General features: G+C 46.2%; 9 protein-coding genes. 2 read left to right on the plus strand and 7 right to left on the minus strand.

What is annotated here, in order from left to right; genetic code table 11:
- Positions 1-83: 83 nt before the first annotated feature.
- A complete protein-coding gene (locus NV381_RS19445; protein WP_258214938.1) occupies positions 84-1,979 on the minus strand; it encodes a PrkA family serine protein kinase in 1,896 nt (631 codons plus the stop codon).
- Between the two features lie 335 nt (positions 1,980-2,314).
- Positions 2,315-3,655, minus strand: coding sequence for a sn-glycerol-1-phosphate dehydrogenase (locus NV381_RS19450; protein WP_258214939.1), 1,341 nt, complete (start codon positions 3,653-3,655; stop codon positions 2,315-2,317).
- A gap of 369 nt (positions 3,656-4,024) precedes the next feature.
- On the opposite strand from NV381_RS19450, the gene NV381_RS19455 reads away from it, so the two are divergent.
- Both NV381_RS19455 and NV381_RS19460 read left to right on the plus strand, forming a co-directional pair.
- Complete coding sequence (locus NV381_RS19455) at positions 4,025-4,807, plus strand: DUF2161 family putative PD-(D/E)XK-type phosphodiesterase (RefSeq protein WP_258214940.1); 783 nt, start codon at positions 4,025-4,027, stop codon at positions 4,805-4,807.
- 106 nt (positions 4,808-4,913) lie between these two features.
- Positions 4,914-6,062: a polysaccharide deacetylase family protein gene (locus NV381_RS19460; protein ID WP_258214941.1), complete on the plus strand. Its 1,149-nt coding sequence runs from the start codon at positions 4,914-4,916 to the stop codon at positions 6,060-6,062.
- A gap of 472 nt (positions 6,063-6,534) precedes the next feature.
- Here NV381_RS19460 and NV381_RS19465 read toward each other — a convergent pair whose 3' ends face one another.
- The 5 genes from NV381_RS19465 to NV381_RS19485 all read right to left on the minus strand — a co-directional run bounded on the left by NV381_RS19465 (position 6,535) and on the right by NV381_RS19485 (position 12,677).
- On the minus strand, positions 6,535-7,473 hold the full coding sequence (locus NV381_RS19465; protein ID WP_258214942.1) for an NAD(P)/FAD-dependent oxidoreductase: 939 nt from the start codon (positions 7,471-7,473) through the stop codon (positions 6,535-6,537).
- A gap of 108 nt (positions 7,474-7,581) precedes the next feature.
- The gene (locus NV381_RS19470) at positions 7,582-8,883 is read right to left on the minus strand and encodes an MFS transporter (protein ID WP_258214943.1); all 1,302 of its coding nucleotides are present in this window, start codon (positions 8,881-8,883) and stop codon (positions 7,582-7,584) included.
- 618 nt (positions 8,884-9,501) lie between these two features.
- Positions 9,502-10,803, minus strand: a complete 1,302-nt coding sequence (locus NV381_RS19475; RefSeq protein WP_258214944.1) for an ABC transporter substrate-binding protein — start codon at positions 10,801-10,803, stop codon at positions 9,502-9,504.
- A 153-nt stretch (positions 10,804-10,956) separates the two neighbouring features.
- On the minus strand, positions 10,957-11,793 hold the full coding sequence (locus NV381_RS19480; RefSeq protein WP_258214945.1) for a carbohydrate ABC transporter permease: 837 nt from the start codon (positions 11,791-11,793) through the stop codon (positions 10,957-10,959).
- Positions 11,793-12,677 (minus strand): carbohydrate ABC transporter permease, encoded by an 885-nt coding sequence (locus NV381_RS19485; protein ID WP_258214946.1) that lies wholly within the window; start codon positions 12,675-12,677, stop codon positions 11,793-11,795. The genes NV381_RS19480 and NV381_RS19485 overlap by 1 nt, the downstream gene beginning before the upstream one ends.
- Positions 12,678-12,690: the final 13 nt, after the last annotated feature.

Consider the following 12,690-nt stretch of genomic DNA (forward strand, 5'->3'; position numbering starts at 1 on the left):
ATAGCGATCTACTAAAATATATGTACGATCGCCTAAGGGGTGAATGCCTACCTGAAAAAATGGGCGAATATCCTGGTCTTTGTCTAACGGTTAAGCAGGCTGCCTACATATCGGAGCAGCTCATTGGCAGAAGCTGTCGAATACCCGTGTTCTTCAACCAAACGCTTGATAACTTCATTGATCCTCTTAAGTTGGTTGCCATCCGGCGTTTTGGTTGAGGTAGTTATTTTTACAACATCCTTCATATCGGCAAACAGTTTTTTCTCAATAGCTTCGCGCAGCCTTTCATGACTGCTGTAGTTAAACCTGTGACCTTTGCGCGAGTATGAAGATAGACGGATTAGAATTTCCTCACGGAATGCCTTCTTCGCATTTTCCGATATTCCGATCTGTTCCTCTATGGAACGCATCAGCCTCTCATCCGGATCCATGTCTTCTCCGGTCATCGGGTCCTTAACTTTGCCCCAGTTGCAATATGACTCAATATTATCCAGATAATTATTAAACAGCGTTTTCGCAGACTCCTCGAACGAGTACACAAAAGCCTTTTGAACTTCCTTCTTAGCCAGCTCATCATATTCTTTACGCGCAACAGAGATGAAGTTCAAGTAGCGTTCACGCTCTTCCTTCGTAATCGATGGATGCTGATCCAGACCGTCTTTCAAAGCTCGCAGAACATCCAATGCGTTTATAAATTCGAGTCCTTGCCGGATCAACGCGCTGGATATGCGGTTAATGACATACCTTGGATCTATCCCCGACATTCCTTCTTCCAAGTATTCACTTTGCATTTCCTTCAAATCAGCTTCCTTATAACCCTCGACTTCTTCCCCATCGTACATGCGCATCTTTTTAACAAGATCCATACCTTGCTTCTTCGATTCCTTTAACCGGGTCAGGATGGAAAAGATAGCCGCTGCCCGCAAAGAATGCGGGGCAATATGAACATGTGCCATATCGCTCTGCTTGATTAGCTTCGTATAAATTTTCTCTTCTTCCGACACCTTCAGATTATAAGGAATCGGCATCACAATCATCCTGGATTGAAGCGCCTCGTTCTTCTTGTTGGAAATAAACGATTTATACTCGGACTCATTCGTATGTGCAATGATCAGCTCATCAGCCGATATTAAAGCGAAGCGGCCCGCTTTGAAATTCCCCTCCTGCGTCAATGACAGCAGGTTCCACAGAAACTTTTCGTCACACTTTAACATCTCCTGAAACTCCATGATGCCCCGGTTCGCTTTATTCAGTTCTCCATCAAACCGATAAGCGCGGGGATCGGATTCCGAGCCGAATTCCGTAATGGTTGAAAAGTCGATGCTTCCCGTTAAATCAGCAATATCTTGTGACTTGGGATCTGAAGGACTGAAAGTTCCGATCCCTGTCCGTGAATCCTCAGAAATAAGCACGCGCTCTACCTGTACATCCTCAATGCGCCCTCCATACTCCGTTTTTAGCCTCATTTGGCAGGAAGGACATAGGTTCCCTTCAATCTTCACCCCAAGCTCCTGCTCGACCTCCGGACGCAGCTCCAGCGGAATCAAATGCAGAGGCTCCTCGTGCATGGGGCAACCTTTTATTGCATAAACAGCACCTTCATCCGTACGAGAAAACTGCTCCAAACCACGTTTAAGCAGAGTGACAATGGTTGATTTGCCCCCACTAACTGGCCCCATGAGAAGGAGGATACGCTTACGGACGTCGAGGCGTCTTGCTGCAGAATGGAAGTATTCTTCAACAAGCTTTTCAATTGCCAGATCCAATCCGAATATTTCCTGTTCAAAGAAATGGTACCTGCGTCTACCGTTATCATCTCCTACACCTTTCGAAGCGATCATTTTATAAACTCGACTGTGAGCGGTCATCGCCAAGCTAGGGTTCTTGTGAACCATTACGATATATTGCGCAAAGGTTCCCGTCCATGCCAATCTGTCGGTTTCTGTGCGGTAATCCGAAATTTTCTTGAATATGTCCATGAGTCAACCTCCTCCGTACGGTGCTTTTGCTATGACAACATCAAAGAAATGAAGTGTAGTAAATACCTATGCAAGTTAGGGGGATAAGTTGCCCGAAAATTTAATATTAAATTAGAGTTGAGTGTATGCTTTCAAATTCATACAAGCCCATAAGTCTGACTTCACAACCGGAAAGCAGGGCGAATGCCAGATTGGATGTCGAACACGCTTTCCCGAAAACTTTTTGATCATATGGTGCATATTGAATCCTTTTTAAGTCGATAAAAAAAAGCCTTCCTCCCGCTGATTCCTGAGTCAGGAAAATCTTGCGGTCAGAAGACTGCTTGCAGTGGCTGCTAGAGCCATTGATGAAGCCGTATGATGGTGTAACGGTTACGGACGTACTTGGCATATTTCAAGCTATCTTCCAGCAGCTCAGGCTCAACGCCCAGCTCATCGACCGTCGTTGGGCCTCCAACGCGCCGCAGTGCATCTGCCAGCTGCCCGGAGGGCGGCACGTTGCCGCACACAGCGCGGACTTCGTCCCAACGCTCGATGATCCACTGCGGCAGCTCCTGCTGCTCCGCTGACTCTGTCGCGTCAAGCGCTGCCAGCCCGTTCTCCGCCAGCACCTGATCGGCGATGCTCCCGTAGCCCGCCTGGATCTGCTCGCGCATCCGCTCGGGCGTCAGCACATCGCCGCGAGCCTGCCGCTCAGCTATCGCCGCAGCGACAGCTTCCTTCGACAGCGCGGCCGCTGCCTCGTAAAGCTTCGCCATCTGCACAGCGGCGACGCCGACCTTGGCCCCGTGCAGCAGAGCTCTGCGCCGCTGCTGAATGAACCGCATCTCCCAGTAATGGGAGAGGTGATGCTCTCCGCCCGAGGCCGGGCGGGAATGGCCTACAAGCAGCATGGAGATGCCTGACAGCGTCAGGCCCTCCATCAGCTTGCGCATGCCCAGCTCGCTGCCCTCGGCGATCTCGTCGACATAGTCGACGCACATGGCGAGACCCTGCCGCGTCATTTCATCCGCGAGCTCGCAGTGGGGCTCGCCGAACAGCACTCGCCCCAGCTGCCAGTCGGCCAGCGACGTGTACTTGCCCAGCATATCGCCGAATCCGGCAGCGATCAGAGCTTTCGGCGACTTGGCCAGCAGCGCCAAGTCGGCGAAGATCGCTTCCGGCGCGCAGGCCGCGATCGTCTGCTTGAAGCCGCCGATAATTAGCGGCGCTCCGACAGAGGCGAAGCCGTCGACCGAAGGGGCCGTCGGCACCGAGAAGAACGCGCGGTCCATTTTGTGCGACACAAAACGGACCACATCGTGGATCGTGCCCGAGCCTACGGCCACGATGGCCTGCACCGCAGGCGTCACGTTCAGCATCAGCTGTACGATGACGCGCTCGTCGGCGGCGAGCTCCCCGCGCTCGTCAGCACCTAGCACACACAAGGACACGTTCAGATGAGCCGCTTTACACAGCCCAAGCAGCTCGCGTCCAGCCGCGTCCAGCGTGTTCTTGTCGACCACTAGAAGAAGCTCACTATACCCACGCTCCTGCGCATAGGAAGGCAGCGCGTCTAACGCTCCGCGCTCAATAACGACTTTGCGAATGGATACGGAATGCGTTTTACCGCAAGCGCATTCCACACTTTGTCCCAACCATGGGTCTATTTGACCTGCTTGTTCTACGGATAACATAAACAAGAACCTCCTACAATACCTCATTGTAATTTTTGAAAAGCTTGTAACTCCGCTCCTCCTTGTAAAGAGCTCACAAAGCGAGTTTTCTACGAAAACTAATACTTTCACGGTGCTACAAAGCAGACTGTTTGAACACGCACTTTATAGATTTTGTCTGATCCTATAACAAAACCTCGAACGTTGTCATCTATAGAGAAGCTGCCGCTTTTTTTAACAGGTTAATATGCTTTATAGCAGTGACTACTAATCCAATACTACCAAACTTATGATATAATTACATTAATTTAGATGGAAATGGAAATCCGATTGAGTAATATCCACTCATAATTCGATCCCATCACTATGCTCAAAGGAGACGGAAAGACTGTGGCGATCAAAACAGAGACAGAGCTTTACGCACCAGTCAAATCGTATTTCGAACAGCTGGGGTATAGCGTTAAAGGTGAAGTGCGCCATTGTGACTTAGTTGCGATGAGAGGCGACGAACCGCCAGTTATTGTTGAACTGAAAAAAAACTTCTCAATCCCGCTGCTTTTACAAGGGATCAACAGACTGCGGCTAACCCGCCAGGTATACGTCGCTTTCGAGCTTCCCAATAAAGGCCGTGCTCCTCACGGAGCCAGTTGGCCAGAGCTTCGCAACCTTTGCCAAATGCTCGGAGTGGGCATGATAACGGTACAATTTTTCAAACGAAAAAAACCAACCGTCCTTTTGGAATGCCATCCGCCTGTCGCATCCCTCACTCATCATGATGGCCCCAAGCCGGTTGAAGCTGAACCTGAGCCCGTGCCTGCTCCCGCTATTTTGCCGCGTCATAACAAGCGCGCTGCGGATAGGATCGTCTATGAATTCAAGGAACGCCGGTCGGATTACAATGTAGGCGGGAGTACGAAGCTTAAACTGATGACGTCTTACCGTGAAAAAGCGCTCCACATAGCTTACTTACTCAATCAGCATGGACCTCTAAGCCCACGTCGCCTGCGTGAATTGACAGGTAATCCTCACACGGCTGGTCAGCTCCAAAAAAACTATTACCGTTGGTTTCAGCGTGTGGAACGCGGTGTATATAAGGTTACACCACAAGGTGAAGAGGCTCTTAGAACCTACGCCAATGTCGTTGAAGAGCTTCCTCCAATGAATCAGCTATAGGCTTACCTCCTTTTTACTTTTTATAATTTAGACATCTGCAGTCATAATCCATTCTATCGCAGGATATGCATAGAGTAATAGATTATCCATGAAGGAGTCTGTGCCTATGAAACATCCGACACTTCCAGCTCAAGCAGCCCTTAAAGCACTTCTTCGGCATCGTTGGTACTTTACCGTACTATTCTGTCTGGTGGTGGTTAGCTTCTCCATGCTACCTGCTCTTGCCCAAGCACCTGATAAAGCAGTCTTTGGGCATTCTTCCGTCGGAAGCGTGAATAAGCCCACTCCCCTGATTGCTCCATTATATAATCCCGATTCGGATCCATTTGCTCTTTGGTTTGATTCTCCCTTCAGGTCCCCGATAGCTATTTCTTCAACCACTGGGCCTGCTATCAATGCTATGTCTGGGTTACTTTCTTATGCAAATCCCGATATGGTTACCGATTCGATTCCTGATGATTCTGCGGATCGTCCCGATGCAGATCCTGCACTAGCATCCGCAAGTTCAGTCCGTACTCACTTCTCTGCAATTCCCGCAGCTTCTGCGGCCCCAGCAACACCTGCAATACCTGCAACACCACCTGTAAAACCAGATAAGCCCGCGCGTATTCCAGTTCTTAATTACCACAGCATTACCGTAGACCCGGGCAACACCGCCACCATTACACCTGAGAAATTTGCCGCACAAATGCAGTACTTGGCTGATAAAGGCTATACCCCCCTAACTTTAAAGCAATTTTCTGACATGATGGAAGGAATCGATAAAGGTCCCGATAAACCGATACTTCTGACCTTTGATGATGGCTATGCGGATAATTATGAGCATGCGATGCCGATTTTGAAGAAGCTGGGTTTTCACGCAACTTTATTTATGTCTCCAGGCACGGTAGAGGACGGCTACTTTCTGAATTGGGATCAAATAAAGGAAATGCACGAAGCAGGCTGGGATATTCAGCCCCATGGCATGACGCATCCTCATTTGCCTACACTCAACGCTAAAAGCCAAACTTTCGAAATTACGGAGGCAAAGGCCCAGATTGAGCAGATCGTTGGAACGACAGCCGATGTATACTGTTATCCTTACGGTGAATGGGACGCAACGACACTGAAGATTTTAAAAGAGCATTATTTCCGTTATGCATTTACTATAGATCAAGGTATCACAACACCAAGCCAAGATAATCTAAAGCTCAAACGCATTTTTGTTAATGGAGAGGAGTCGATGGATAAGTGGAGGTACAGATTCGAAAAATAGTGATCCAATTGCAAAAAGACCCGATTCCAACCAAAAAGCGCTGGATTCCGATCTCATTCCACTTTTGGATATTATCTTACTAAAGGGCTTAACCTCAAAATCGGTTCTTGACCCTCCGCCGACCATCAGACATTACAAAATCCTGCAATCACGCAGTTATTTTCTACCGGAATTGCTGTAGAGAGCACATACCTGCGAAAGTACATCCATTTTCATAGAAAACACTCCGGTTCAGCTAGGAATGAAGAAATAAATGCACATTTGCATGAATTCAATAAGATTTCGGATATACCGGCCCAAAGGCTGTATAGATGCAGGTTTTTGGCAGAAGGCAATGGCTTTGAATCGAATAAAGTCGTGTATGCTGTCACTGCCGTTCTTAAGTTTTGGTCTAGGGCTGGGCACAGAGACGAAATCAAAATTGACTTCGTCCAAGCACTGATTTCGGATTTGAGCCACTAAAAGAACAGCTTTATCTTATTAAGGCGGGTTTACTAGATCGCTTCAACAGCTCCTTATGAATCCAAATGGCCGCTTGAGCCCCTTCACCCATTGCTATAGTCAGCTGCTCTGCATGGACTCCGACATCCCCAGCCGCCCATACGCCAGGAACACTTGTCATCTTGGTTCTCGGGTCGGTTACAATATGCTTGTTTTCCAGACGTTCTATACGAAGCTGCGAGGCCAGTTCAGACTGCACCTCATTACCGCCAAAGGCAATAAATCCGCGCGCTCCGTTTATTTCTTGTCCATCTATCATACGAACTCCATGAAAGATTCCGTCTCCCGATGTTATAACCTCGTCAATAGTCTGTCCATAATAGACAATCCCCTTATCAATGAGCTTCTCCATCATTGCCTTGCTTACCGGCGCTATCGCCGCTTCATGATTGATATAGATTAAATCAGAGGTCCAATACAACAGATGCAGCGCCATCGATGCCCCCACATCCCCTGACCCCATTACAATGGTGCGGTGGCCCTGGGTTTCATATCCGTCACAATCCGGGCAAACGTACACGCTGCTTCCCAAGCAGTTTATAAGCCCTGGAAGCTTAGGAAAGCGGTCCAGCAGCCCTGTTGCCAGCAGCAATGTATCTGCCTTGATCGCTTGGGATTCTCCACTTATCTCTACACTGAAGACATCTTCCTGCCTATTTAATCGTGCCACCGCACCTTTAATAAACTGAACTCCCAACCTTTCGGCCTGAAGCTTTCCCAAGCGGCGCAGCTCTTCCCCGGAAACTCCATCCGGCCATCCGAGTACATTATGATAGCTTCTACATAATGTCGACCTGCCATAACCCTTATCGACCACAAGAGTACGATGCTTATAGCGGCCAAGCTGAATCGCTCCTTGCAACCCTGCTATGCCGCCTCCGATGACTACACAGTCATAATGAGAAGCCATATTGTGGAGCGCCCCTTAATGAATAGATGATTTCCTTCAAGCTTACCAACCAAATAGCTTTCAAAGGATTCCCAAAAAAGCTAACGACTATTCAAAGTCTTAGGGCTATCACATATTCAGTTTTTTGCCTGGGGCTGCTGATTCCTTAGGTTCTTTTGCTTCCTTAGCTTCATTTGACCGTAACAACCACACTAAATTAATTTGCACGATGGCGGCTCCAAAAACCACCCAAGGGAGTGTTTCTTCACCCACATAGCGGCTCAAACCGATTAATATTAAAATAGCTATGACCCGGCCGCAGTTAACAAATATCTCACGCACTACCACCGACTCTACCCGCAATTGTCCCTTTAACGGCATCATGCTGATCAAGCGGAAATAATGTGTCGTCATCGTGTTACCCTGCAAAGGTGCACAAATAGAATATATAATCATAAACAAAATGACCGTAAGCAGTGACAAGCTCCAAACAATTAATAACGTACCTGCTATAAAACCAACCGTGGAAATGAGGAGAAACAGCTTTGCCAAATCCTCTCGACCATATTTAGAAATAAATAATCCGGTACCAATGCTCACACTTGCATACATCACACCCAGGTAGCCTACCAAATCCTCACGTCCAACAATCTGGAATAACAATATTGTAGGCAAAAAAAGCATAATACCTTGCAGCATCCCGAGCACCGAGAATCCGAACAACGATCCCGTCCAGATCTTGTTTTTACGCATTAATAATCCTGTAAACTTCAAATAATAAGCCTTATGATGAGAAAGCTTGGATTTTATTTTAAAGCTGCCTATTGTTGCAAGCAGGAACATAAAGAACGCTACGGAAAATACAAAGGTGTACCCCTGAAGTCCATCATTTTGCCTTATTATAAACCCTGCCAAGGCTGGGCCGATTAATCCTGCGAGTGTAAAAATAATCATATTGGTTGCCAAGTATCGAATTCGATTCTGTTCTGTGGATACATCGTACATTAGAGTCAAATATCCTACCCAATAGAAGGAGGAGGCCAGTCCCCCAAATACAGCAAATAACACATAGTAATCTACAACCCGCTCCTGAGCGAAAACAACGACCAAATAGAACAACGCGATCAACGCAATTCCAAACCGGTATGTGAACATCCGGTCCTTCCGTTTGATCAGCCACCCGCCTAATGCAAAAGCAAGCGGGGTTGCCGCATAAGTAACAACATAATACATCCCGTTAATCCAAAGGCTATGCGTTAACCTCCATAAATATAAAGTCAGGAACACGCTGGACATCGATGCGCCGAACTGAAAGCAGAAGTGTATGAATAACGACACGACAGCTTCCTTTGATAATTTTTTATCCTCAGAAACCGCATGTTTTCTCGCCTCGAGCCATTCTCTGAAGCTTGTTGCAAGACGTGTAGCCATCCTCATCCTCCGTTAGCCTAACCATTAATTACCTTCCATTGTAACAGCGTGGCATAGCTAAAGTTAAATGCATAAAGCGCCTTCAAACAGGATAAAAACGCTTTAGTTAGGATATCCCTTCATTTCTCCTTACTATTAGGTATAGTGCAACGCTTTTGGCACCTATGCTCTCAATTGCGCTTGCTGCTGGAAATAAACGACCGCTCTTGAAGTCGTGTTACTGGAAAAGAAGCTTGCAGCCGTGCTTTCCTTTACTGGAGACTAATTCTTTCCCAATGAATTAGTGGAAGCATTAACGGAAGTAGTTATTCCGTTATGTCATGAAAAGCACAACAAACAGAGAAATAACGGAATAGCTATTTCCGTTATCTCTCTGTTTTTGTTCATTGTGCCTCTATTCGCAGCATATAACGGAATTCCGACTTCCGCTATTGTCTCTAATTGGAGGCCGCAGATTAAATAACGGAATTTTCTGTTCCGTTCAGGACCTTTAATGCACTACACCGATCTTTTCTGTTCTACTCTGTGCTTTGGCGTTGCTATTAAAAACGCGTATTTCGGTGACTTCATGAAAAGATAATGTAAAGCCCCAGCACGTTTGTGCCGGGGCTCGAAATATTACTTTTTCAGACTATCCCATGTTTTTTGGAATTCATCAAACATCTGATCCTTCGTTTTCTGCTTAGCTACATAGGCCTGCATTGTCGCCGCAAATTTCTTGCTGCTTGCTTCGCCGCCAGGGAACTTGAACCAGTTCCAGCTCAATGTTTTATTGTCTTTACTGTATTTGATAATATCAGCTGCCAATGGGCCTAATATTTTTTCATCAGCAGGGATATTTGTAAAGGCAGGAATGAATTTGAATTCTTCAGTAATATACTTTTTACCAATATCTGAAGAAACGAGCCAGTTCAAGAATTTCTTAGCTTCTTCTTTGTTGGCAGAGTTTTTGTTAATTACCCAGTTGTTTGGAACTCCGACAGGAAGCTTGTCGCTTGCCGCTGCATCATCACTAATAGGCATTGGCAGGAATCCAACCTTGATATTCGGGTTCGTTTGCGTAATTTGCAATTGCGTCCAGTTCCCTTGTTGCGTCATTGCTGCTTTACCTGTCGCAAATTCAGTCACCTGTGTCTTATAGTCGGTTTGCAGCGGGTTTTTGTTGCCGTATTTCAATTGCAGATCAAACAGCTTCACCCAGTTTTCGAATGCCGGGTTACCAACCATTTTACCAGTACCTTTGTTTAAGCTGTCGATGAATGCGTTAGGATCAGGCTGGTAAGCAAATGGAAGGTTAACGAAATGGTTACCTAACACCCACCACTCAGCATAGCCGTTAACAAAAGGCGTTACGCCTGAAGCCTGCAGCTTCTGAGCCGCTGCATCCAGCTGTGTCAATGTTTTTGGCAGCTCAGTAATGCCAGCTTTGGCAAATAAATCTTTGTTATAAATAAAGCCATAGCCTTCCAGATTAAGCGGTTGGCCGTATAGCTTACCGTCCTTCGTCATTGGTTCTTTCGCAACAGTTACCATATCTTTAACCCAAGGCTGATCGGATAAATCCTCCAAATGCTCAATCCATTTATCCAAGTCAGAGAATCCACCGTTATTGAAAATATCCGGCTTGTCGCCTGAATTGAATTTCGCCATAAGCGCAGCGCCGTAATCGGAACCGCCTCCTACAGTGTCAATCTGGATTTTTACTCCCGGGTTCGCTTTCTCATATTCGGCAGCAAGCTTAGCCAGAGGCTCGGCGATTTCCACTTTAAACTGGAACATCTTAAGCGTTACATTCTTGCCTCCTGCAGCACCACCCGCGTTTGTGCCTCCTGGGCTTGGAGCTGGTTCTTTCTTTGCACAACCGGCTAGAATGGAAAGAACCAGTATAGCAACCATGCTAATAATTGTTAATTTTTTCATATTCGAAATGCCTCCCTTTTTCTTCTTATTTTCCCTTACTTCATTTATTTTAAAAAATGCATGAACAACCGAACACGGACAATATTGAACATTAAGGGGTAACTTATTGACCGTATCTCCCTGTTTCCCCTTGAAATGTCAGGCATATTGGGATCAACCTTTTATAGAACCGGCTGTAATCCCTTCAATAATATGTCGTTGCATCGATAGAAAAAAGATGACGATAGGCAATACACCAAGAACAAGCGCTGCCAAAGCCAAATCCCACTGTTTCGTATATTGACCGAAGAAAGAATAAGTAGCTAATGGAATCGTTCTAAGCTCCGGCTTGCTTAAAATAAGCATCGGCAGCAGGAAGTCGTTCCAAATCCATAGACTGTTAAGAAGAACAATGGTTACCGTCATCGGCTTAAGCAGAGGGAATACAATTTTCCAAAAGACTCCATATGGCGAGCAACCGTCTACCCTTGCCGATTCTTCGATTTCCAGAGGAACCGACTTAATAAATCCATGGTACAAGAACACATTCAGCGAAACACCGAAGCCAAAATAACAAATGACCAAGCCCGTAATACTGTCCATCAAGCCAACCTGACTTGCCACCCTTACCAAAGGAATCATAATCGATTGAAAAGGGATAACCATAGCCGCAACAAACGCCATGAAGATTAAATTATTGAAACGGGTTGGAAACCGTACCAATCGATAAGCTGCCATGGAGCTAATGACCACCAAGCCAATATTACTGAATACAGTGATCAGCAGCGAGTTCCAAAACACCTTCGGAAACTTCATAATGTCCCAAACTTTACCGTAATTCGCAAAATTAAGAGAATGGGGCAAGCTGGCAGAGTTAATAAGAATGTCTCCAAAGCTTTTCATCGAATTCACAATGACGAAGTAAAAAGGTACCAGGAACAGCAGACCAAGTACAAGTCCGACTATTTCAAGCACAAATATCCGCGGCCCGTAAGAAGATTTAACTTCCATTATACCTCAACCTCCTTTTTCTTCGTCACCCATACTTGAATCGATGTAATTACTGCAACCACTATGAAAAAGACTAATGACTTGGCTGTTCCTAATCCATAACGGTTGTTACGGAACGCTTCTTCATAGATGTTAAGGGCAACGGACTGCGTAGAATTGAAAGGTCCGCCTTGAGTTAACGACACATTGAGGTCATACATTTTAAATGCCCAGGAGATCGTTAAAAACAAACATACTGTGACCGCAGGCATGATGAGCGGAACCGTAATATGGCGCAATACCTGAAGTCGGGTTGCTCCGTCAATGTAAGCCGCTTCTGTAATATCCTTCGGAACATTGGCGAGTGCGGCAATATAGATAACCATCAGGTATCCGGCCGTCTGCCATACACTTACTATCACAAGCCCCCAGAAAGCGGTAGGTGCATCTCCCAGCCATGGGAGTTTAAAAAAAGCAAGATCCGTCAGCTCCCCAATGGTTGTGAAGCCTTTGACAAAAATAAATTGCCAAATAAATCCTAGCAGCAAGCCGCCAATCACATTAGGAAGGAAAAAAACCGTCCGCAATATGTTGCGCGATTTCAACTTTTGCGTTAGCAGCAAAGCTAAGGAAAAACCTACAAGATTGGCTAACAATACATTCGTTACTGAGAAGCGTACGGTAAACCAGAACGATTTATGAAAATCTTCATCCGCTACAATAATCCGCTTGAAGTTATCGATTCCGACCCATTTCATATCCGAGGTAACGCCGTTCCATTCCGTGAACGAATAGTAGATGCTCAACAGAAACGGAGCAATAACGATCAATGCGAAAAAGATAACCGCTGGGCCAACGAAAACCGTCTGGTGAATCCAATTCGATGAACGGCTTTTGGCTTTCATAGAAATCTCCCCC

It is taken from the genome of Paenibacillus radicis (ex Xue et al. 2023), from assembly GCF_024722015.1.
In the GTDB taxonomy this organism is placed as follows: Bacteria; Bacillota; Bacilli; order Paenibacillales; family NBRC-103111; genus Paenibacillus_S.

What these genes read in the sequence shown, in the direction of transcription:
- NV381_RS19445 (WP_258214938.1), bottom strand. Translation starts at nt 1,979, where the DNA reads ATGGACATATTCAAGAAAATTTCGGATTACCGCACAGAAACCGACAGA.
- NV381_RS19450 (WP_258214939.1), bottom strand. Translation starts at nt 3,655, where the DNA reads ATGTTATCCGTAGAACAAGCAGGTCAAATAGACCCATGGTTGGGACAA.
- NV381_RS19460 (WP_258214941.1), top strand. Translation starts at nt 4,914, where the DNA reads ATGAAACATCCGACACTTCCAGCTCAAGCAGCCCTTAAAGCACTTCTT.
- NV381_RS19465 (WP_258214942.1), bottom strand. Translation starts at nt 7,473, where the DNA reads ATGGCTTCTCATTATGACTGTGTAGTCATCGGAGGCGGCATAGCAGGG.
- NV381_RS19470 (WP_258214943.1), bottom strand. Translation starts at nt 8,883, where the DNA reads ATGGCTACACGTCTTGCAACAAGCTTCAGAGAATGGCTCGAGGCGAGA.
- NV381_RS19475 (WP_258214944.1), bottom strand. Translation starts at nt 10,803, where the DNA reads ATGAAAAAATTAACAATTATTAGCATGGTTGCTATACTGGTTCTTTCC.
- NV381_RS19480 (WP_258214945.1), bottom strand. Translation starts at nt 11,793, where the DNA reads ATGGAAGTTAAATCTTCTTACGGGCCGCGGATATTTGTGCTTGAAATA.
- NV381_RS19485 (WP_258214946.1), bottom strand. Translation starts at nt 12,677, where the DNA reads ATGAAAGCCAAAAGCCGTTCATCGAATTGGATTCACCAGACGGTTTTC.